23 protein-coding genes and 1 pseudogene are annotated in these 19,377 nt (G+C 58.3%); 13 read left to right on the plus strand and 11 right to left on the minus strand.

Annotated features, from left to right (window positions below):
* Window positions 1–80 precede the first annotated feature (80 nt).
* Together ku and EB231_RS29150 are read left to right on the plus strand one after the other, a co-directional pair.
* Window positions 81–904: pseudogene (ku, locus tag EB231_RS29145) on the plus strand (non-homologous end joining protein Ku).
* A gap of 36 nt (window positions 905–940) precedes the next feature.
* On the plus strand, window positions 941–1,246 hold the full coding sequence (locus EB231_RS29150) for a helix-turn-helix domain-containing protein (protein ID WP_340163189.1): 306 nt from the start codon (window positions 941–943) through the stop codon (window positions 1,244–1,246).
* Window positions 1,247–1,277: 31 nt separating this feature from the next.
* Here the strand turns inward: EB231_RS29150 and EB231_RS29155 are convergent, their stop codons facing one another.
* Window positions 1,278–1,586, minus strand: coding sequence for a hypothetical protein (locus EB231_RS29155; protein ID WP_172351848.1), 309 nt, complete (start codon window positions 1,584–1,586; stop codon window positions 1,278–1,280).
* On the minus strand, window positions 1,583–1,798 hold the full coding sequence (locus EB231_RS29160) for a hypothetical protein (protein ID WP_172351849.1): 216 nt from the start codon (window positions 1,796–1,798) through the stop codon (window positions 1,583–1,585). Before EB231_RS29160 ends, EB231_RS29155 begins: the two co-directional genes overlap by 4 nt.
* A gap of 106 nt (window positions 1,799–1,904) precedes the next feature.
* On the opposite strand from EB231_RS29160, the gene EB231_RS29165 reads away from it, so the two are divergent.
* The 3 genes from EB231_RS29165 (at window position 1,905) to EB231_RS29175 (ending at window position 4,526) form a co-directional block, all read left to right on the plus strand.
* A complete protein-coding gene (locus EB231_RS29165; RefSeq protein WP_172351850.1) occupies window positions 1,905–2,171 on the plus strand; it encodes a hypothetical protein in 267 nt (88 codons plus the stop codon).
* A gap of 126 nt (window positions 2,172–2,297) precedes the next feature.
* Window positions 2,298–2,747 carry a GFA family protein gene (locus EB231_RS29170; protein ID WP_172351851.1) on the plus strand — a complete coding sequence of 150 codons (450 nt, stop codon included), beginning with the start codon at window positions 2,298–2,300 and terminating at the stop codon, window positions 2,745–2,747.
* Window positions 2,748–2,882: 135 nt separating this feature from the next.
* Window positions 2,883–4,526 carry a M20/M25/M40 family metallo-hydrolase gene (locus EB231_RS29175; RefSeq protein WP_206681867.1) on the plus strand — a complete coding sequence of 548 codons (1,644 nt, stop codon included), beginning with the start codon at window positions 2,883–2,885 and terminating at the stop codon, window positions 4,524–4,526.
* Between the two features lie 42 nt (window positions 4,527–4,568).
* On the opposite strand, the gene EB231_RS29180 is transcribed toward EB231_RS29175, so the two are convergent.
* Complete coding sequence (locus EB231_RS29180; RefSeq protein WP_172351852.1) at window positions 4,569–5,588, minus strand: ATP-dependent DNA ligase; 1,020 nt, start codon at window positions 5,586–5,588, stop codon at window positions 4,569–4,571.
* Window positions 5,589–6,087: 499 nt separating this feature from the next.
* On the opposite strand from EB231_RS29180, the gene EB231_RS29185 reads away from it, so the two are divergent.
* Window positions 6,088–6,618, plus strand: a complete 531-nt coding sequence (locus EB231_RS29185) for a YciE/YciF ferroxidase family protein (protein ID WP_172351853.1) — start codon at window positions 6,088–6,090, stop codon at window positions 6,616–6,618.
* A gap of 44 nt (window positions 6,619–6,662) precedes the next feature.
* Here EB231_RS29185 and EB231_RS35605 read toward each other — a convergent pair whose 3' ends face one another.
* The 5 genes from EB231_RS35605 to EB231_RS29210 form a co-directional block, all read right to left on the minus strand.
* Window positions 6,663–6,917: a cysteine hydrolase family protein gene (locus tag EB231_RS35605; protein WP_340163215.1), complete on the minus strand. Its 255-nt coding sequence runs from the start codon at window positions 6,915–6,917 to the stop codon at window positions 6,663–6,665.
* A 377-nt stretch (window positions 6,918–7,294) separates the two neighbouring features.
* Window positions 7,295–7,540 carry a hypothetical protein gene (locus tag EB231_RS29195; RefSeq protein WP_246740754.1) on the minus strand — a complete coding sequence of 82 codons (246 nt, stop codon included), beginning with the start codon at window positions 7,538–7,540 and terminating at the stop codon, window positions 7,295–7,297.
* Window positions 7,541–7,784: 244 nt separating this feature from the next.
* Window positions 7,785–8,015, minus strand: coding sequence for a hypothetical protein (locus EB231_RS29200; RefSeq protein ID WP_172351855.1), 231 nt, complete (start codon window positions 8,013–8,015; stop codon window positions 7,785–7,787).
* A gap of 371 nt (window positions 8,016–8,386) precedes the next feature.
* Window positions 8,387–8,854, minus strand: coding sequence for a DUF6894 family protein (locus tag EB231_RS29205; RefSeq protein WP_172351856.1), 468 nt, complete (start codon window positions 8,852–8,854; stop codon window positions 8,387–8,389).
* Window positions 8,855–9,416: 562 nt separating this feature from the next.
* Entirely contained in the window at window positions 9,417–10,571 is a 1,155-nt protein-coding gene (locus EB231_RS29210) for a zinc-dependent alcohol dehydrogenase (RefSeq protein WP_172351857.1), read from the minus strand.
* Between the two features lie 344 nt (window positions 10,572–10,915).
* On the opposite strand from EB231_RS29210, the gene EB231_RS29215 reads away from it, so the two are divergent.
* From EB231_RS29215 to EB231_RS29225, 3 genes are all read left to right on the plus strand, one after another.
* Window positions 10,916–11,656 (plus strand): DUF4142 domain-containing protein, encoded by a 741-nt coding sequence (locus EB231_RS29215; RefSeq protein ID WP_172351858.1) that lies wholly within the window; start codon window positions 10,916–10,918, stop codon window positions 11,654–11,656.
* Window positions 11,657–11,678: 22 nt separating this feature from the next.
* The gene (locus tag EB231_RS29220) at window positions 11,679–12,278 is read left to right on the plus strand and encodes a general stress protein (RefSeq protein ID WP_172351859.1); all 600 of its coding nucleotides are present in this window, start codon (window positions 11,679–11,681) and stop codon (window positions 12,276–12,278) included.
* Window positions 12,279–12,424: 146 nt separating this feature from the next.
* Complete coding sequence (locus EB231_RS29225; RefSeq protein WP_172351860.1) at window positions 12,425–12,616, plus strand: DUF3606 domain-containing protein; 192 nt, start codon at window positions 12,425–12,427, stop codon at window positions 12,614–12,616.
* A gap of 422 nt (window positions 12,617–13,038) precedes the next feature.
* Here EB231_RS29225 and EB231_RS29230 read toward each other — a convergent pair whose 3' ends face one another.
* Complete coding sequence (locus EB231_RS29230; protein ID WP_172351861.1) at window positions 13,039–13,332, minus strand: hypothetical protein; 294 nt, start codon at window positions 13,330–13,332, stop codon at window positions 13,039–13,041.
* Between the two features lie 543 nt (window positions 13,333–13,875).
* Between EB231_RS29230 and EB231_RS29235 the strand changes: the two genes are divergently transcribed.
* Entirely contained in the window at window positions 13,876–14,061 is a 186-nt protein-coding gene (locus EB231_RS29235; protein WP_172351862.1) for a hypothetical protein, read from the plus strand.
* 136 nt (window positions 14,062–14,197) lie between these two features.
* Window positions 14,198–14,866 (plus strand): methyltransferase domain-containing protein, encoded by a 669-nt coding sequence (locus EB231_RS29240; RefSeq protein WP_172351863.1) that lies wholly within the window; start codon window positions 14,198–14,200, stop codon window positions 14,864–14,866.
* Window positions 14,867–14,890: 24 nt separating this feature from the next.
* On the opposite strand, the gene EB231_RS29245 is transcribed toward EB231_RS29240, so the two are convergent.
* Both EB231_RS29245 and EB231_RS29250 read right to left on the minus strand, forming a co-directional pair.
* Complete coding sequence (locus EB231_RS29245; protein ID WP_172351864.1) at window positions 14,891–16,087, minus strand: glycosyltransferase family 4 protein; 1,197 nt, start codon at window positions 16,085–16,087, stop codon at window positions 14,891–14,893.
* Entirely contained in the window at window positions 16,087–16,911 is an 825-nt protein-coding gene (locus EB231_RS29250) for an amidohydrolase family protein (protein ID WP_172351865.1), read from the minus strand. Before EB231_RS29250 ends, EB231_RS29245 begins: the two co-directional genes overlap by 1 nt.
* A 171-nt stretch (window positions 16,912–17,082) precedes the next feature.
* Between EB231_RS29250 and EB231_RS29255 the strand changes: the two genes are divergently transcribed.
* Both EB231_RS29255 and glf read left to right on the plus strand, forming a co-directional pair.
* Window positions 17,083–18,252 carry a glycosyltransferase gene (locus tag EB231_RS29255; RefSeq protein WP_246740755.1) on the plus strand — a complete coding sequence of 390 codons (1,170 nt, stop codon included), beginning with the start codon at window positions 17,083–17,085 and terminating at the stop codon, window positions 18,250–18,252.
* Complete coding sequence (glf, locus tag EB231_RS29260; protein WP_172351866.1) at window positions 18,245–19,375, plus strand: UDP-galactopyranose mutase; 1,131 nt, start codon at window positions 18,245–18,247, stop codon at window positions 19,373–19,375. The genes EB231_RS29255 and glf overlap by 8 nt, the downstream gene beginning before the upstream one ends.
* Window positions 19,376–19,377: the final 2 nt, after the last annotated feature.

Consider the following 19,377-nt stretch of genomic DNA (forward strand, 5'->3'; position numbering starts at 1 on the left):
CGCACCAGCTCAGCATCTCCCGCGCGACGGACGATTTACATGCACTGTCGTTTGCCCTGACCGGAAACAGGATGAATGAAATGGTTGCGCCGCGTGCTGTCTGGAAAGGCTTTTTGAAGGTTGGCTCGGTCACCTGCGGCATCAAGATTGTGGGCGCCGCCAGCGAAGCTTCGAAGATTCACTTCAAGATTTTGAACCGCAAAGACGGCCTGCCTGTTAAAAGCGTCTACGCCGACGAGAAGACAGGGGAGCCGGTCGAAACGGAAGACGAGGTCGAGGGTTTCGAGGTGGAGACGGACGAATTCCTCCAGATCGAGCCGGACGACATTAAGGCACTCAAGCTCACCTCGGATCACACATTGGAGGTGGTGAGTTCGTCGCGATCGGCGAGATCGACACCCGCTATCTGGAGAAGCCCTACTTTCTCATTCCAGCCGACGGCGCGGCCGTCAAGGCTTACGGCGTGATCCGCGATGCCATGAAGAACAAGGGCGTCGCTGCTCGGTCCTGCATCATGCTCTATCAGCGCGGCCGGGAGGTTGTGATTCAGCCCTACGGCAGGGGCATGGTGGTGACCGAGCTGCGAACCCACAACGAGATGGTTTCCGTAGAGAGTGTCTTCGGCGGTCTTACCGGGGCGAAATACGATCCTGAGTTGCTCGAAATCGCCGGCATGCTAGTCGATAAAAAGGTGACCACTTTCGATCCGTCGAAATTCGAAGACACCTACGAAGATGCGCTGATTGCCATGATCGACGCGAAGCGCAGGGGCAAGGCGCCCCCAAAGGCGGCGCCCAAGCCTCAGGAGAACGTCATCAACCTGGCCGAGGTGCTCAAGAAAAGCCTCACGCAGGAAGGATTGGCGAAGCCAAAGACGAGCGCGCCGAGGCGCAAGAGCGCTTAATGCAAACCCACCACAGAGTTGATCAAGGAGCCATTTGTGACTCAATTGACTGTCGAGCAATGTCGGGCGGCGCGAGCTTTGGTGGACTGGTCACAAGCCAGGCTCGGCGCCAAAGCGCAGGTCAGTGAGGGAACCGTTCGGGACTTCGAGAAGAGCAAGCGCGTTCCATCCGGCGACATGCTGGTTGCGATGCGATCCGCCCTTGAGCGGGCGGGAGTTGCCTTTCTAGGTGATGGAGAGACGATCCATGGCGGACCAGGCGTTCGGCTCAAGACGCCAACGGCGCCGCGCTCGCCTATTCAGGATGGCGAAGCGGGAATTATTCAGAACAGCGAAATGTAAGCCGCCGCTTGGATCGGCCCATCGGTGGACGTTACCTTTGATCGTTGTAGGGCTCTTTCGTTTGTCCAACCATCTTCGCCAGCTCCGAAAACGGTAGAATGTCGGATTCGCCTTGGGAATTGTTCGCGATCTGCAGAAGACGGATTGGAAAGCAGATAGCGTCGCGATTGGCCAGCGGCATGTCTTCGTAGGTGCGCTCATCGCCCGTGAAATTGGCTTCGGACTTCCGCAAGGCGATATCGATGTCGTCGACTGAAAGCAGGCCTTTGTGGACCAGCAAATTGTTGATCGACGCGATCGCCATCATCAGACCTTCAAGCTGGAGATTGGCGACGTTCATGGCCTGGAACTCTTTACCTGGTCGGATGGGTTCTGCCCGTCTGACTGGTGAGTCTTGTCGTCCACCTCATTGACGGGGCGCGTCAGTCCAACGCCATTCTTGGGTCTCCTGTTTCCCGCCGCGTCCTGAGAGAACGCATCCGAAGAATCGGCGCCGGTCTTTGCTGGATATTTTGTTGCCCCGGTTTCGCGATGGTTTTCGTTGTTAGACATGTGTTGGTTCTCCATGTGGTTAAATGTAACCACCCTCGGCAGTGCTAGTTCCGCCCAGATGGAACATTCCCTACGGCCGGTCGTTGGCCAGAGAGGAGACACGGAAATGGCCACGATCAAGAACCTCGGCCGGGCGATTGTCAGGGAGCCGGAGCCAGCCGGCGCGAAGATAGAGCGTAAAGGCCTGAACGGCAGCGACGAGGAGCAAACGTCACGCACCCCAAGCCGGCAGGCGCTTTACCTAAAACAAACGCCCGCTGGCAGAACCCTTTCCCTGCCATACGAATCGATGCGCGGCCGGTGGCCGGCAAAGCACCTCGTCCGACCAACCGACCGGGAGAATAATCATGCCGCCCAAACCAGAGCCAAATGAAGAACCCCCGGTAGATGCCCCGGCCTGGACTCCCGACGTGCGAGAGCCTGACCCGGATCTTCTGCCGAACGAACTTCCTCTCCCCAATCCCGACGAGAACCGTGATCCCCCGAAGCGAGCGCTGCAATGAGCATCGATGTGGTGCGCAGCGGTGGCTGCCTTTGCGGTGCGGTTCGCTTTTTGGTGAGAGGCGCACCCCTGCGCGTCGGACTTTGCCATTGCCAGGATTGTCGGCGCACAAGCGGCAGTGCGTTTACCTTCTTCGGCGTTTGGCCGCGACCTGCTTATCAAGGCGCTGGAAACCTGCGGGCTTTCGAAGAACGAAGCTTTTGCCCAGAATGCGGATCGCGCGTTGCCTCGCTGCGGGAGGAAGAGGCCGAGATCATGCTCGGGAACCTCGATCATGCCCCCAGCGATGTCATACCCGGCTATGAACTTTGGATCGGCCGTCGCGAACCGTGGCTGATGGATTTGCAGTGGGCTGAGCAGTTTGAGCATGACCGAGAGCCGCGTGCTATCGACGCGCCATCGATTGAGCCTGAAATCCCAGCCCCACCTCAGCAGCAGGACAGTTGACTGCAACCAGGCGTGTCCTGCCTCGTCAACCATCCAGGTCGACAGCGATCGATGGGCGATGGGTGGTGGCCGATCACACACGGCCTCGCATGCACTTGAGGCCCCGTCCCCAACCTCTACTATCGGATTTGCCATTTGACCGGGGACATGATGGGCAACGCGACAGCAAGCAATCTGTTTGGACGCGCCAGGCGTTGGGCTATCGCCTTAACGCAGCAGAAAAGCGTCACCGGAACCGATGGCGAGATGTCGTTCGGTTTGTGGTTCGCCAACATGCTTGGCGCGGAGACTGTGTTTCGAGACGCAAAAATCTGGACGATCGAGATCGAACCTGGGGACGGCCGCCACTGCGTGGCCATGCTGGTCCGGGGTGCTGGGCGCGGCACCATTGTCCTGACAGGGCACTACGACACGGTCTCGACCCATGACTATGGACAATTGGAAGACCTGGCGACCGAACCTGAACAGCTCACCCTTGCCCTGGCAAAGAGCTTGCACATGGCCGAGACGTCAGCCGCCCAACTGGCGAAAACGGATCTCGCTTCAGGAGAATTTCTTGCCGGGCGTGGCCTCCTGGACATGAAGGCTGGCCTTGCCGCTGGATTGGCCGTCTGCGCGGAATTCGCCGACCGTGTTGGGCCTATCGGCAACTTGCTCTTCATCGCCGTGCCCGACGAAGAGAACAATTCCGCAGGCGCGCGCAAGGCTGTTCAGGTGCTCCCCGAAATAGCCAGGGAGCATGACCTCGATATTGGGGCCGCCGTCAACCTGGACGCCATCGCCGACGATGGCGACGGCAGAAAGGGTCGCGTCATCGCATTGGGAACAGTCGGCAAATTGCTGCCCACCGTTTTCGTGGCAGGCGTTCCCGTCCATAGCGGCTTTCCCTTGAATGGGCTCAATGCGGGCGCGATCGCTGCCGCCATCGCAGCGCGCATTGAATGGGCCCCGGAGCTTACCGACGGCTCCCAGGCGCTGCCGGGAACCCCGCCAAGCCTTCTCAGTATCCGCGATGGCAAGGCCGGCTATGACGTGACGACGCCTGCGACAGCCTTTGCCACGTTCAACGTGCTGAGCTATCGGCGAGCGCCAGACGAGGTGCTGGAGCGTTTCGACAGGCTATGCCTCGATGCCGAGAGAGACTATCGGGCGCAGCTCACTCGGCGGATCGGTTCGAGGCGCAGCGATTTCATCGAGAGCATCCCCCTGTATCGATACGAAGCCGTGCTGGGCCGCCTCGAGGCGGAAGCGATATCGAAGCTTGACGCGCTCAGCGCTTCCCTCGCCACTGGCTTGCTTTCTTTGCCCGAACAATGCCGGATCGTGACCGAGGAAGCCTGGAAGCTGAGCCAGCTATCAGGCCCGGCAATCATCACGGGGTTTGGCTCGACCCCTTATCTGGCCACGAGCCTTTCAGACATGCCAATAGCAGCGAGACTAAGGGCAGTCGCCTCCGACATAGCAGCTGGATCGAGCGCTCGTTACGGCAGCGCTATCAGTTGCGCGGAGTACTTCGCCGGCATTTCGGACATGAGTTTCTTTGGCGAGGCCGCCTCGTCGGGTTTCGATGTGGTCGGCAGGAACACGCCAATGTGGAGAGACGGGGTTCGATGGCCGAAGACAAATGGGTTAGCCAATATACCGACCATCAACATCGGTCCATGGGGCCGAGACTACCACACGCCGCTGGAACGTTTGCACACAGGCTATGCGTTCGATGTCCTGCCACGGATCCTCCGGGATGTCTGCGAGGCACTTCTCAATTCCACTATCCGGTGATGTGGAACACGCGCCCCTGTGGCGCCATCAACGGCGATTGTCTCATGTTTTCAGCATCTGCGCGAACGTGCACTGTTTCGGAGCCTTGTCAGGGCGCCACCGCATGAACTTGGTACCGTGTCGGAAGCGATCGCCGGTGACATGGTCGAACTGGATTTCCACCACCAGTTCGGGCTTCAATGGCTCCCACTCCCCGCTCCTCTCGGTGCTCCAACGGCTTGGTCCTCCCGGCGCTTTGCCGGTAAAGCCCGGAGGCGCGCGCAAAGCTTCGAGTTGCCGGGTCAGCTCTGATCGATCCTCCTGCGCGATCGTCGACGTAAATCCCACATGGTCGAGCTTGCCCTGGTCGTTGTAGAGCCCAAGCAACAACGACCCGACCTCGCGCGTGTTCGCCAAGTAGCGGAAGCCACCGACCACACAATCGGCTGTGCGCAGCCGCTTGACCTTGACCATGGCGCGCTCGCCGGGCCGATATTCGTCATCGACAAGCTTGGCGACTACGCCGTCTGTTGAACCGTGACCAGATTCGCCAAGCCATTCCGTTGCCGTTGTCAAATCCCGAGTACAAGGCGACAATTCGAGATCGGGATGTCCCGCTGACTTAACAAACGCATCCAACGCCTCGCGCCGTGCAGACAGCGGTTGTCGCATCAGGCTGGCATCCGGACTTGCCAGCATATCGAAAAGGATCAGCTTGGCCGGCGTTTCGACAGACAGTTTCCGAATCCTGCTTTCCGCTGGATGCAAGCGCATTTGCAGCGCGGCAAAAGAGAGCGAGCCGTCCATGTCGATGACGATCTCACCGTCGACCACGAAGTCTTTGGCCTTCAGCTCACGCAACATCGAAACGACTTCCGGGAAGTATCTGCCGAGTGGCTTGCCCGATTTTGCCCGCAAGTCCACCTCATTACCGGCTTTGAAGGCCAAGCAGCGAAAGCCATCCCATTTGCGTTCGTACTGCCATTTGCCTCTATCACTCGGCAACGCGTTCGCGGTCTTCGCCTCCATCGGCTCCGTCACCACTGGAATGGCGAAAGATAGCCTTTCTGTGTTCGAATTCATGCCCCGAGCTTCGCAGGATCAAGCCGCTTGACGGCAGTGCTGCTTAACCTCCCGGACGGGTCGTAGTCGGCCCGATTGAGCGTCCTCTTCAGCAAGCCAGGCACGGTAGACTGTGTATATCTTTGTATCACGCTAAGATGAGCTTGATTGGAAAGTTTAGTTCCATCGTGTATGACGGGTTACGGCCCGATTGCTACTTCCGCCTAATCATCGTCGTCGTCACTACGATCGGAAGAGACAAATTGGACCGCCTGCTTTCTCTGCGATGCGCCGGGAGCTTGTCCAAGAGTTACGCTCGCTCTTGTCGTTATGACATCTAAGGCGGCGCTGCAGAACAGCAACAAACATTGGAAAATGACAACACGAGCGCGCGCCGCGCATTTGAACAGCTTTTCGAAACCGCAAAGAAAATCGATCACAGCTGATTTCCGCAGGAACCCGCCGCGACCATACAAGTTGGATTAGCACCCGAAGGGGGTCAACCAAAGGAGATTGTCAGATGGCACCCACGAAGAAAGCCAGTGCCGGCACCAAGGGCCTCGAGGATCTGTTCCTCGACGGTCTCAAGGACATTTACTACGCCGAAAAGAAAATTCTCAAAGCCCTGCCGAAGATGGCCAAGGGTGCGGAGGACGCCGAGGTGTCCTCCGCCTTCGAAAAACATCTTGTCGAGACCGAGGGCCAGGTCGAGCGGCTTGAGCAGGTGTTCGATATCCTTGGCGTTGCCGCGCGCGGCAAGACCTGTCCTGCCATCGACGGCATCATCGAGGAGGGATCCGAGATCCTCCAGGAATACAAGGGCTCGACCTCGATCGACGCCGGCCTTGTCGCCGCCGCGCAGGCAGTCGAGCACTATGAGATCGCGCGCTATGGCACGCTGATCGCTTGGGCCACATCGCTTGGCAAGAATGACATCGTCGAGCTGCTGAACGCAACACTTGAAGAGGAGAAGGCCACCGATGACGCCCTGACCTCTCTGGGTGAGTCGGGCGTGAACGACAGAGCAGCCGAGCAGCAACAAGCGGCCTGAGCCCAGACAGAAAAAGAAGGGCCATGGCGACATCGTCGTGGCCCTTACCGTGCACGTAGGACACCGCTTGTCCAACGGTCTACAAGCTGCTCGGTGGTAGCTGTCTCAATATGCTGCCCGTATCGATTGCTGAAGAGCCCGATCATGGCATCATGGGCCTGATCAGAGGCGCTGCAGACCGCATCCTGGACCACAATGGTACGCAAGCCATAGTCCGCCGCGCCCAACACGGTCGAAAGCACGCACATATCTGTTTCGCCGCCGGTGACGATAACGGTGTCACAGCGCCGCTGCGCCAGTAGAGTGCGAAGGTCCGAACCAAGCCATGGAGAATATACCGCTGTCTATAACTGGCGCAGGGGGCGTAAACGGTCGAAGTTCCGGCACCAAGTCCACCTGTCCCGGGCCAATGCGCTCAAGCGTCATGTCTGCCCATCGTTCATAATAGCGTTTCCAAGTACCCTGCCCGTCCCCGGGCCGCCTCGCCGGTATAAGCCGCGTGAAGACCAACCTTGACGGCTGCGTTGTGCACAGGTCTACGATCCTGGGAAGCACACGTTCCATCCACGGCAACGACCACAGCGACGGCTCTCGGAACATCGCCTGCATGTCGACGCAGATATGCACTGCATTGCCGCCGATGGGTTCCTCTCGCAACGTAGGGTCGGCGGCCATGTCAGCGCGACAGCGAAAATTGCGACGGGGATTGCTGCGCATCGAACGCAACACCCAAGCCGTGAGCCACGGCGCTTGCGGCGATCATGGCATCCAGTTCGCTTCTGGAAACCGGACAGGCTTTCATAACAGTCAGGACAGCCGCCGCTGCCTGCCTCATCGATACAACATCGTGCCGCTTCTTGCGCACCTCGACGTACTGCTCGATAAGCATTTTGAGGCGACGCTCCTCTACCTCGTGTGACATCTTCATCCTCCATCTTTCCACCAGATCGAGCACCGCAACAGTGCCCCTGGTGGCACCCGGCTAGGATTTCAATCGCTGTTAATTTGCGGCTCTGATCCTTGTTCCCCCGCCCGGGCACGAGGTGTCGCATTTCAACGATTTCACGGGAGTTGAACCAGCAACGAATTCGCCAACGGTTGGCAACGCGGGAGCGCTTAAACGGCGTTAAGTCGCCGAAACATCGTGCCGATCCGTGCATCCCGGATTAATCGTGATCTGCCAGGTCGCCGTCTTCGTCGTCGGCCTCGATCAGGTCTATTAGCGTTGCCACCCGTGTTCCCGGCAATGGTCGTCCCTGGCTCATCAGCGCCTCATCAGCAAAGGCCCAGGCCCACGCCTCTCTCAATTCCTCGAGCGAGGCACCGGACGCGATGATCTCCGTAATCGTAACGTCGTCGATCGATCCGAGGGCCGAGACGACGTCTTGGCGTGTCATACAGTGCAGGGGAGGTTCTGGCAGAAATTGCCGGTTCCTCTAGGGTCCCGCAACATCCAAGATCGCCGTTTCCGAAATACGAGCTGCGATAAGCCAGGTGCGAAGTCCTCAACTTAGATTAGGCGACAGCTTCAAGGGTCTACCGAGCGGCAATGGTCAGATCGCGGCGTAAGAGTCGTCGTTGAGGTGCCAAACGTCACCAGCGAGACATAGCAAACGTGGCGTTTGCCCGGTGGGATCTGGCTGTTGAAGAACGGAGCAGCTTGGATTTAATGATCGGCAAAACTGGCGCGACGTAGCCGATGCGTTGGCTTCGGCTGCTGGAGTGCCCGGCATAGTGCTCTTCATTGAAACGCTTGAGAATGATCGGCTCAATTTTTTGAACGAGGCGGTTGGTCCAGTTCGGCCGAGGCGTGTTGCAATTCGGAAAAATCGACGGAGGCGACGATGTCACCGCTACGGTCTCGCGCCCTGACGGCCCATCCCACCGGTGCGTCCCCGCGAGACAGGGCGTCTTTCCACAAATCCTCGGCTGATCGCTTGCATTCATCGCGCACCGCGTCCAGACTGGGAAAGACCAGGCCAGCCACCTCACGGATTTCCCCATCGTCATGATACTCAAGCCGATACTCGTCCCCGGCGTCGGGTATCAGCTGCTTGCGAGCGCTCTCTTCGTCGACACTAAATTTGGCGGCGTGCAAAAGCATAATCTTGGATTTCTCGATCAGCTCTTCAGGAGATAGGGCTGCCTGTTGCGCAACGGTAACCAGTATGTTGTCACCCCCCTCGCCGCGGAACTCCACAACGTTGTTGGCAACGCGGACTTCCAGAACTTCCATGGCTATGATTCCTTCACATCTGATCGTTGTAAGGTTGTTTGGTGATTCCGACCTGGCCAGCTCTGAAATTGGCGGCACGCCGGCCTCGAACTGACATGTGTTCGCCAGTTGCAAGTCGCAACGGGGAAGTAGATGGCATCGCGGTTAGCTGGTGACATATCCTCGTACAGGCGCTCATCGCCGGTGAAGGAGCCTTCCCGGTTCTCAACGCCTCGTCGATTTTCGTCGATGGTGAGGAGCCCTTTACGAACCAAGGCGTTGTGGGTCGCCGCGATCGCCATAAGAAGCCCCTCCAGCTGAAGATTTGCGACGTCATCCAACGTGCTCCGCCACATGAATTCCAAGGCGTCGTTTACCCGTCGGGTCTCCTTCGTGGAACTTTCCAAACGAGGCGAGGTTCCACAGCCAACATGCATTCCAAAAGCGCCGATAGGGCTTGTGCTGTTGGCGAACGCCGCATTTACCGATGTTCTAGAATGCCGCCACGCTCTGCGACACGCTGCATTGCGGCAGCAAGTCCATTCTCGACCATCGAAAGCGAATGACAGGCCGGTGATCGAGACTACGGTTTGATCACGACCTTGATGCAGCCATCCTTTTTGTCCCGGAAGGTCTTGTATGCCTCCGGTCCTTGTTCCAGCCCAATGCGGTGGGTAACAAGAAAGGACGGGTCGATCTCGCCGTCCTCGATGAGTTTCAGCAACGGTTCCAAGTAGCGCTGGACGTGTGTTTGGCCCGTTTTCATTGTCAACCCTTTGCCCACGAACAATCCCATCGGTATGGTGACGCTCCCAACGAACACTCCCGGCAACGAGACAGTGCCGCCGGGGCGGCAGGCCATCAGCGCCTGTTGCAGCGCATAAGGTCTCTCCATTGCTGTAAGGTCCGTCTGCAAGGTCTCTATGACGCCACCGGGTCCATGGCTTTCCATGCCGACCGCTTCGATGACAGAGTCGGGGCCTTTACCATCCGTCATAGCCAGGATGTGCTTTTGCAAATCTTCATCGTCATATCTCAGCGTCTCCGCCCCCGACGCTTGGGCAAGCGTCAGGCGTTCGGGGACGATGTCCAGCGCGATTACCCGGCCCGCGCCTAGGAGAAACGCTGACTTGATTGCGAACTGGCCGACCGGTCCGCAGCCAAAGACGAGCACAGTATCACCGGGTTGAATGTTGCAATTTTCCGCCGCCTGATAGCCTGTCGGAAAAATATCAGAAAGAAACAGGACCTGCTCGTCCGTCAGGCTATCTGGCACCTTTATAGGGCCGACGTCGGCATAAGGCACGCGCAGGAATTCTGCTTGGCCGCCAGCGAAGCCGCCGTACATGTGCGAATAGCCAAACAGGCCAGCAGTTGAATACCCCATCTGCTTGGCCTGCTTGTTGCCGGCTGGATTCGACCTCTCGCAGAGCGAAAACAGCTGCCCCTTGCACATCCGGCACTCGCCGCAGGCAATCGTGAACGGCACCACGACGCGCTCACCGATCTTGAACTTGGAGTGCCCCTTCCCGACCTCAACGACCTCGCCCATGGCTTCGTGCCCAAGCACATCATGGGCGTGCATTTCCGGAACAAATCCTCCCATCAGATGAAGGTCAGACCCGCAGATCGCACAAGCCGTAACCCTGATAATAATATCGCGATCGTCCGCTATGATCGGGTCATCCACCTGCTCGCAACGTATGTCACTTTTGCCGTGCCAGGTGAGCGCCTTCATCGTCATTCTCCTTTGGTTTGTGTGCCCGCTAACCTGCCGCTCGACAAAATGTTCCTGATACAGCGCTTATGCTTCGGTTCGAATATCCACACCGCAACGACCTGTGAGAGCGACCGCTACGAACTTGGCCGGGTGTTGATTGGTGCACCGAGCAGACCGCTCACAGGCTCCATGACGACCATCGGGGCTCGTACGCGCGAATTCGCGCGGCCCAAACGATGTCGCCTGCTCAGTGCGTGAATGCCGGCAGCATCCCCAATCAATTTGAGCGCGTTCCCATCGTCTGGGAACAAACCCGCCGCAAGCAGGTTTGGATTCACCACTCTCAACTGAGGAATAATATCATGAGAAACAGTCTTCTCCTGGCGTCGCTGTCGCTAGCGACGTCGATGGTATTTGCGTGGCCAGCACTCGCTGTCGAGACAGCCCAGGAGTTCGTCACCAAGGCCGCGATCGGCGGAATGTTCGAAGTCCAGTCAAGCAAGGCCGCCCAAGACAAGCTGCAGGATCAAGGTCTCAAGGACTTCTCCCAGAAGATGATTTCCGATCATGGGGCCGCCAACGCGAAGCTTGAGAGCATCGCCGGAGAACAGAAGTTGAAGGTGCCCACCGACCTCGATGCTGCACGCAAGAGCGATGTCGACAAGCTGCAGGCGGGTACGGCGCCAGTAGACGCGTCTTATCTCGAAATGCAGAAGGCGGCCCACGCGGATGCGGTCGGGCTGTTCGAGGCTTATGCCAAGGACGGCGACAACGCCGCACTTAAATCCTTCGCGGCCGATACGTTGCCTACACTCAGGATGCATCAGGATATGATTCAGAAGGTCGCAATAACGGCGCCTGCTTCTGACGGCACCACACCGGCAGTCAACAGCGGCGCCACCAATCCGGCAGCTCCTGTTCCCGGTGCCAACAGCTTCACCGAGGCCCAGGCCAAGAGCGCGATCGAAAAGGCGGGTTATGCCGACGTCTCTGGCCTGAAGAAGGACGACCAAGGCATCTGGCGCGGCACAGCAAGCAAGGACGGTAAGTCGACGCCGATCGCGCTCGACTACCAAGGCAACGTCGTTGCCGGCACCAAGTGATTCAGAAAGCGAGGAGACTTAAATGAAAACCGTAACAGGACTGTTTGACAATTACGACGATGCCAATGATGCAGTAGGCGAACTCGTAGCCACCGGCGTCCCGCGCGATGATATCAGCATTGTGGCCAACAACGCGACCGGCTGGCACAAGGAAGACGACGAGACCGAAGCTGCCGGGGATGCGGCTACGGGAGCTGGCGTGGGCGCCGTCATTGGCGGCGCCGGCGGCTTGGCAACAGGCCTCGGCCTGATGGCCATCCCCGGCGTGGGACCTGTCGTTGCAGCCGGATGGCTGGCTGCCGCTGCTGTCGGCGCGGTTGGCGGGGCAGTGGTTGGTGGTGCTGCTGGAGGCATCATCGGCGCCATGACGAACGCTGGCGTCCCTGAAAACGATGCGCATGTCTATGCCGAAGGCGTTCGCCGCGGCGGCACGATGGTCACGGCTAAGGTCGACGATAGACTTGCGCCGAATGCCGAACAAATCCTCAAGCAATATAATTCGGTCGACGTCGCAGGCCGACGCAGTGAATATGAGGCTGGAGGCTGGACCGGTTTCGACCCGAACGCCGACGTCTATACCGGAGACGACCTGCAGCAGGTTAGACGTGGACGCGATCTTTGAAGCGAAACTCGCAAGGCGGCCAAGGCCGCCTTGCTTCACCAATTCGGGATCAAGTCAGCATGAATTGGGTAACCCGCCAAACTGATAGGTTGCAATAAATCGACTGAAGTGGCGTCGGGTACATCGCCTTTTTGTGGAGGATTGAAATGGCTGATGATAGAAGCAAACGAGACTTTCGCGACCGCGATCGCGTGTCCGCTGACGAGGACTATGAGGTCGAATATTTCGCCAGCAAGGCAGGGATCACTCCTCAGCAAGTGAGAGAACTCATCGCAAAGCACGGCAACAATCGCGATAAACTGGAAAGGGAAGCACAGGCTCTGCGAGGCCGAGCTTGAGGTAGGTGTTCGAAGTGGTTGAGCCGGGTGCGCAATGCTATATGGGTTCTGCCAACCGTATCGGTTGGCTTCTACCAGATCATTCGCAAGACCCGTCAAGCACGAGCATCTTCGCCCTCACGCCAAAAAAGATCGAAGACCAACGCAAGAGCACAGGTCCGCAGCAGACAGCGCGGGCAATGTGCACACCGGCCCAACGGCGTGTCTTCCTGAAGCCCACTGGGTTAATGGCTTGCCTTGGAAGGATGACCAGGTGCATCCCTCCATTCTATCGTGATGGTGAGGTTCAGATGGTGTCGGCCCGCTTCATCACAAACGTTGAATTCGAACGTGCGTTTGGTGCCATGTGGATGTGATTCTCTTATGATCGCCGCGAGCGCTCACAGTCCTGCTTCACGCGCGTCATGCACGTCGACAAGGTGTCATGCTGTCCTGCGATCGCGGATCAAAAAAGCTGAGAGGTAGACCCGATGGGTGAGGTTCGTCGGAGTGATGTCGAACGGATCGACCAGTTGGCGGAAAACGCGACCGCCCAATTTCTCCGCCGCTCGTCGCTCACGTATTTGGAATGTTGCATCGCGGTGATGCTTACCCATCTCGGTCATGAGGAGGTCGCGGCAATCCTCGAACGAGAAGCAAAAGACCTCCGGGAGTTTGGTTGACGGCGCAGACGGAGGCGGGTTGGGCAACTCAATCGCGAGCGGAATCCAGTTCATCGCACAGCGTCGCATTCCAGCCTTGATGGTCCATAAAGAACGACTTGTCGGACATGCCGTGCTTCGACGGGAATTCATCTAAACGGAAGGAGCGTGTACGCTCTTGTGATCGCCGATCCCGCATTGCTATTGACCTCGGTCGCCCAAGCAATTTCGCCTTGGTCGAAACCCGGCCCACGCATGCACTATACACTTTGCGGAGCGGACTTAAGGTAAGAAACCGCCACCAAGGGGCGTGATTGCAGACCGGCCTTGACGCGTCTTGACAAGTGTCCAATTCACACAACAGACCGATCTTTGCTTCCGTAGACAGCAACCCGTCTTCGGCTATCTGTTGAGCCTTGGTCTCGGCGAACATCACCATATCGAAGAGTCCTCAAGTGGAGAGCAGCTGCAACGTCGATCGATGAAGGACGTTCCACGGCCTCTTCCGCAAACCGTTCTGACGGGTTGAAGGACATCACGACGCGCTCCCAGAGGGAACAAATCATCTCCCGGCAAATTCGTAGCAGGCATAGCTAAACCTTTAGCAAGGAGGAAACGATGGGGTTTTTCGGCAAGTATTTTTCAGGCCTCTTGGGCAAAAGAGAACAGCCAGAAAAGCGCAGCGGCGACATGCGCAAGACGACCGGGGCTGGCCCCGCTCTGGCGGCCCACTCAAAGGATGCAAAGACTTCAGCTCCCAGCGGTCAAAATGCGAAGGCAGCGAGGAAGAATTCCGATGGGTGATCTAGAAGGAACCCGGGAATATCTCCACCGGAGTGCCAGCGACCTGCTTCCCGGTCGGCTGGTTTCGTCCGGCGCGATTTGACGATACGTCGAGCGAGGTTCTCGTTGCGCTACGACCCAGCGGTTTAAAATTCACATGCGCGATATCCCGGCGCCCGGCGCGGTGGTCTTTGGTGACCTTGGCGAGGTCGAGCCCCTAAGCCGTAAATTTGGCGGCGATCGCGGCACACCACTCGACCGCTACTACATCGAGAGTTTCCTGCAGCGCCATGCGGAGGATATTCAAGGACGCGTCGCGGAGATCGGCGACGATGTCTACACGCGCCGTTTTGGCCGGGCACGAGTTGTAATTTCCGACATTATCGACTCGCCGGAGAGCACCAATCCTCACGCCACGATGCGCATTGATCTCCAGAACGAGAATGCCGTGGAGGGCGGGCGCCTTGACTGCATCATCGTGACCCAGACTCTCCACATGATCTACGACGTGCGGGGTGCAATTTCTACGATCCATCGTGCCCTGGCATCAGGTGGCGTCGTGTTGGCGACAGTACCAGGCATCACCCCGATCGACGCGCATGACGGGCCAGAAAAGTGGTTCTGGGCCATGACACAGAGTGCTGCACGACGCCTGTTCGAGGAAAAGTTTGGGGCAGCCGGAGTGGAGGTAAAGCAATTCGGCAATGTGCTCGCAGCCACAGCCTTTCTGCAAGGCCTCTCTTTCGAGGAGATCGACCGCGAAAGGCTCGACATTGTCGATCCCCTTTACCCTGTTATTACAGGGATCAAGGCTACCAAATCCTGACCCTGCTGTTCTCGTCGAAACAATTCAGGGAACAGAGTGAAGGCGGGCCCTGTCGGGACGGGATCCTAGCAGCTGCCGGAAGACATGACTCGTCAGGGTTGCAGACTGGCGGATATCGAAGCTGGCCTGCGCCCGCCTCACGCTCGCGCCAGCCATTGATTTTAGCTTAGCTGGGTTTGATAAAAGTGAGATTGCAGCAAGGGCCACACCTTCCCAGTCGCCGGGGTATTCCGAGACGATGCCCGGCCATTCGGTGGTTCCTATAAGAATTCCTGTTTCACCCGTCGCGACGATTTCCGGTACGCCGCCGACGCCGATCGCCACGACCGGCACGCCAGATGCCATGGCCTCCAGGATGGTGAGAGGCATCGCGTCAGCGCGCGACGTATGCAACAGCAAATCGAGTGCCGGATAGATGCGATGTGGTTCGCGTGCGAGCCCGACCATATGGATGCGGGATCCCAGTCCCGCACGATGAACTGTGGCGGTGAGATCCTTTTCCATGGACCCGGTGCCAACCATTGCGAAATGCACCTCGGGGCGCCTTTGCAATATGAATTCGGCTGCTTTGAGAAATTTGTCGGGGCCTTTTTCCCAAGCCAATCTGCCAACGAACCCGACCAACAGATCGTCAGGGCCGATGCTGATCGTTTGGCGGAAATCCAAAGGGTCAGCCGACATAGGATGATACATTGCCAGGTCGACCCCGTTTGGAACGAGACTGACAAGCTCCGGCGCCAAACCCACGGCAAGTGCTTGTGACCAGGCTTCGCGGCATACCACAATGGTGTGGCTCTCGGTTGTGCGCGCCACACTGATTTCCTGCGGATGCAAGCTCATGCCATGCAAGGTAGCAACGGTCGGCGTCCCGCTCAGTCGGCCGGCCACCGCCGCCACGGTATGGGCGTTCATCAGGTGAGCGTGCAGCAGGTCGACACGCGTTTCACGGACGAGCGTACAGATAAATTCGACTGTCTTCCAAGGTGGATCGTCACGCAGCGGCGCAATGTAGACGTCCCTGCCTTCCGATCTCAACAATGCGGTGTAAGGGCTCTCATAGGGGCACAGGAGCGAGACTTTGTACTCGTTCGATGGCAGGTTCGCAGCCAGATTGCGCACGTAATTTTCCATGCCGCCGACAATGGCATTGCCCAACACCTCAAGGACATGTGTGCGCTCATCAGTTTGGCCGCCTGGTAGCACTCGTGGGGTCCGGGCCATCAGTTTCCTCCTTGCGCAGGTCGCAGCCTTAGCCAATCCATTGCCGTCCCCGACATGATTGCATTTCGCTCATCGGTAGCGACATCGAGCTGATCGAGAATCCCCCCGACCTCGTCTAATGCAGCGTGGATATGAGCACCGCTGCAGGGCAAGAAACGGTCGCTTCCGAATTGCAGCGAGCGTGGCCCGATCACGTCGATTGCCTTGCGAAAAACCTCGTTACGATAAATCGGAGGTGGTCCAAAGGACAGGTCGAAGCGAAACTGGCTTTCGGCTGGATCTACGCCATTGATCCGGTCGATAACACCGACAGCATTGGCTTCGTCACACCAAGGCCAGCCAAGGTGGGCCAAAGTCACGCGAAGGCCGGGATGATCGCGAACCGCTTCATAGAAGGACGGCCGGCAGAACCGGCCAGATCGGCCGTCAATAAAAATTCCGCTATGAAACAGGATGGGAAGACCTAGTTTCGCGGCGACGGCGTACACACGGTGAGCGCACTCATCATACGGATACCATCCGGTTGGGACCATCTTCAGCGCGCGAATACCGGGGAGCGCGGCTGCCTCCTCGAGATCGTCGGCTGCTTGCGGATGGAGCGGGTTGACAACCGCGAACCCAACCAGCCGATCCGAGTGGCCCTTGACGAGCTCGGAAAGGTACCGGTTGCCGGCACGCAGCGACTCGCGGTCGTTGAGCGAGTAAGGCGGGGTCAGGAACGGAGCGAGCAGGAAGGCAATGTCCACGCCCGCATCGTCCAGCGTCCGTAGCACATCTGCCGTCGTCTCTCGGCCCGAAGTATGAAGGTGTGCATCAACAATCATTGGCGCCTCCCCGCCGACAACTTGCGGAGGTGATGCCCGTTCCCGCCCTGCCAAGAAAATCGTGGGTTCGTTGATCTAGGGTGGGAAAGACAAAATTCCGCGTCGCCATGGAACCCGATTTGCGAACGGAGCTTGATCCACCACAAGCCAACCCGAATGCGGATCTTTGCAATGGATCAAACTGTATCCAACCCCATGCTCGTGCCATTTGATAAGCCTCTTCTGATTTGTTTTTCCCACCTGCGGTGGGACTTTGTTTATCAACGCCCACAGCATTTGATGACGCGCGCCGCGGCGGATTACGCCGTTGTGTTCTTCGAAGAGCCCGTCTTCGAGCCTGTCCAGACCGCTCTTCTGCGCCGCAAGGCGGTTGCGCCAGGCCTTGAAGTTGTCACTCCGATTGTGCCGCAGCATCAATGCGGGACGGATGTCGAGCGAGCCATCGCCGTTCTGCTTGAGCAGCTCGTTGCCGGAATCGAGCACGACCAGTTGGTGACCTGGTACTACACACCCATGGCCTTGAAGATCACGGAAGCGCTGCAGGAGGATGTCTGCGTCTACGACTGCATGGACGAACTTTCTGCCTTCAAAAACGCACCTCCCGAACTCGAGCGACTGGAAGAGCAGCTCTTCGGCAAGGCCGACGTCGTGTTCACCGGTGGAATGAGCCTCTATGAGTCCAAGCGCAGCCGGCATCCCTCCGTCCATGCATTTCCAAGCAGCATAGATGCGGCACACTTCCATCAGGCGCGCCGGCCCCAGGCAGACCCAGCAGACCAACGGAGCATTGTCCATCCCCGTGTAGGCTTCTTCGGTGTCATCGACGAACGGTTGGACATCGACCTGGTTGCTAAAACCGCTGCGGCGATGCCTGAGGTCCAGTTCGTCTCGATCGGCCCAGTGGTCAAGATCGACGCGGCCACTCTGCCGGTCGGCTCAAATATTCATTGGCTGGGCGCCAAGCGGTACGCCGAATTGCCCAGATACTTGGCTGGTTGGGACGTAGGATGGATGCCTTTCGCCTTGAACGAGGCCACGCGATATATCAGCCCGACGAAGACGCCTGAGTTCCTCGCCGGCGGGCTGCCGGTCGTATCGACTGCAATCGTCGATGTGGTTCAAACCTACGGTCATCGCGGACTGGTCAAGATTGCGGATGCAGGCTCGATGCCAGCTGCTCTCAGCATCGCTCTGCGCCAAGGTCGCGGTCCCATGGCCAAGGTCGACACGTTCCTCTCGGGAATGTCTTGGGACACGACCTGGAGCGCGATGCACGATCTGCTCAAGCCGGCGAAAGTTTTGCGTCATCCTGGTTTCCGGAGCTTGGTCGACCATGTTTGATTGGCTTGTCGTCGGCGCAGGCTTCGCCGGAAGCGTTTTGGCAGAGCGGCTAGCCAGCCAGCGCGGAGAGACAGTCCTTGTCGTCGACCGTCGCAGTCACATCGGTGGCAACGCTTTCGATTGGTACGATGAAGCCGGCATTCTGGTGCATCGCTACGGGCCGCACATTTTCCACACCAACGCTGAACCCATCGTCACTTACTTGTCTCAGTTCACGGTTTGGCGTCCCTATGAACACCGTGTTCTGGCCAAGGTCGACGGTCAGCTTGTGCCAATTCCGATCAACCTGGACACGATCAATCGCCTCTATGGGCTCGACCTGAATTCCGAGCAGATGGAGCATTTTTTGTCCGAACGCAAAGAGAGCGTGGAAGAGATCCGCACCGCCGAGGACGTTGTCGTGGGCACGGTGGGGCGCGAACTCTACGAGAAATTCTTCCAAGGCTACACGCGTAAGCAGTGGGGGGTCGATCCCTCGCAGCTGAGCAAATCTGTCACGGCGCGCGTGCCGACACGAACCAATCGCGACGACAGGTATTTCGCCGACACGTTCCAAAGCATGCCGGCGGGCGGCTACACACGCATGTTTCAACGGATGCTGGCCCATCCCAATATCAAGGTGTTGCTGCAGACAGACTACCGCGAGGTTCGAGATGTCATCCCCTGTCGCCGCCTCGTCTATACCGGTCCAATCGATGAGTTCTTCGATTTCAGGCTGGGCAAATTGCCGTATCGATCGTTGCGCTTCGAGCACGTCACACTCGACACGCCACGGTTTCAGCCAGTCGCAGTGGTCAATTACCCCCAAACCGAGGCCTTCACCAGGGTCACGGAATATAAGCATATGACGGGACAGCAGCATCCTCAAACCAGCCTGACCTACGAATATCCGACGGATGACGGCGATCCCTACTATCCGGTGCCCAGGGCGGAGAATGAAGTGCTTTACAAGCGATACGAGGCACTCGCCGCTCAGCAAACCGATGCGATTTTCGTCGGTCGGCTGGCAACCTACCGGTACTACAATATGGATCAGGTGATTGGTCAGGCGCTGGCCGCCTTCAATCGCATTCAGAAGGCGGGCGCGCCGCAGCTTTCCCTCGCCAAGGGCGCGGCGGGGTAGTC

The organism is Mesorhizobium sp. NZP2298, assembly GCF_013170825.1.
Classification (GTDB): Bacteria; Pseudomonadota; Alphaproteobacteria; order Rhizobiales; family Rhizobiaceae; genus Mesorhizobium.

What these genes read in the sequence shown, in the direction of transcription:
- EB231_RS29195 (WP_246740754.1), bottom strand. Translation starts at nt 7,540, where the DNA reads ATGTCACACGAGGTAGAGGAGCGTCGCCTCAAAATGCTTATCGAGCAG.
- EB231_RS29210 (WP_172351857.1), bottom strand. Translation starts at nt 10,571, where the DNA reads ATGAAGGCGCTCACCTGGCACGGCAAAAGTGACATACGTTGCGAGCAG.
- EB231_RS29225 (WP_172351860.1), top strand. Translation starts at nt 12,425, where the DNA reads ATGGCTGATGATAGAAGCAAACGAGACTTTCGCGACCGCGATCGCGTG.
- EB231_RS29200 (WP_172351855.1), bottom strand. Translation starts at nt 8,015, where the DNA reads ATGACACGCCAAGACGTCGTCTCGGCCCTCGGATCGATCGACGACGTT.
- EB231_RS29255 (WP_246740755.1), top strand. Translation starts at nt 17,083, where the DNA reads ATGGATCAAACTGTATCCAACCCCATGCTCGTGCCATTTGATAAGCCT.
- EB231_RS29205 (WP_172351856.1), bottom strand. Translation starts at nt 8,854, where the DNA reads ATGGAAGTTCTGGAAGTCCGCGTTGCCAACAACGTTGTGGAGTTCCGC.
- EB231_RS29230 (WP_172351861.1), bottom strand. Translation starts at nt 13,332, where the DNA reads ATGAACTGGATTCCGCTCGCGATTGAGTTGCCCAACCCGCCTCCGTCT.
- EB231_RS29235 (WP_172351862.1), top strand. Translation starts at nt 13,876, where the DNA reads ATGGGGTTTTTCGGCAAGTATTTTTCAGGCCTCTTGGGCAAAAGAGAA.
- EB231_RS29165 (WP_172351850.1), top strand. Translation starts at nt 1,905, where the DNA reads ATGGCCACGATCAAGAACCTCGGCCGGGCGATTGTCAGGGAGCCGGAG.
- glf (WP_172351866.1), top strand. Translation starts at nt 18,245, where the DNA reads ATGTTTGATTGGCTTGTCGTCGGCGCAGGCTTCGCCGGAAGCGTTTTG.
- EB231_RS29250 (WP_172351865.1), bottom strand. Translation starts at nt 16,911, where the DNA reads ATGATTGTTGATGCACACCTTCATACTTCGGGCCGAGAGACGACGGCA.
- EB231_RS29220 (WP_172351859.1), top strand. Translation starts at nt 11,679, where the DNA reads ATGAAAACCGTAACAGGACTGTTTGACAATTACGACGATGCCAATGAT.
- EB231_RS29245 (WP_172351864.1), bottom strand. Translation starts at nt 16,087, where the DNA reads ATGGCCCGGACCCCACGAGTGCTACCAGGCGGCCAAACTGATGAGCGC.
- EB231_RS29180 (WP_172351852.1), bottom strand. Translation starts at nt 5,588, where the DNA reads ATGAATTCGAACACAGAAAGGCTATCTTTCGCCATTCCAGTGGTGACG.
- EB231_RS29155 (WP_172351848.1), bottom strand. Translation starts at nt 1,586, where the DNA reads ATGAACGTCGCCAATCTCCAGCTTGAAGGTCTGATGATGGCGATCGCG.
- EB231_RS29215 (WP_172351858.1), top strand. Translation starts at nt 10,916, where the DNA reads ATGAGAAACAGTCTTCTCCTGGCGTCGCTGTCGCTAGCGACGTCGATG.
- EB231_RS29240 (WP_172351863.1), top strand. Translation starts at nt 14,198, where the DNA reads ATGCGCGATATCCCGGCGCCCGGCGCGGTGGTCTTTGGTGACCTTGGC.
- EB231_RS29170 (WP_172351851.1), top strand. Translation starts at nt 2,298, where the DNA reads ATGAGCATCGATGTGGTGCGCAGCGGTGGCTGCCTTTGCGGTGCGGTT.
- EB231_RS29160 (WP_172351849.1), bottom strand. Translation starts at nt 1,798, where the DNA reads ATGTCTAACAACGAAAACCATCGCGAAACCGGGGCAACAAAATATCCA.
- EB231_RS29185 (WP_172351853.1), top strand. Translation starts at nt 6,088, where the DNA reads ATGGCACCCACGAAGAAAGCCAGTGCCGGCACCAAGGGCCTCGAGGAT.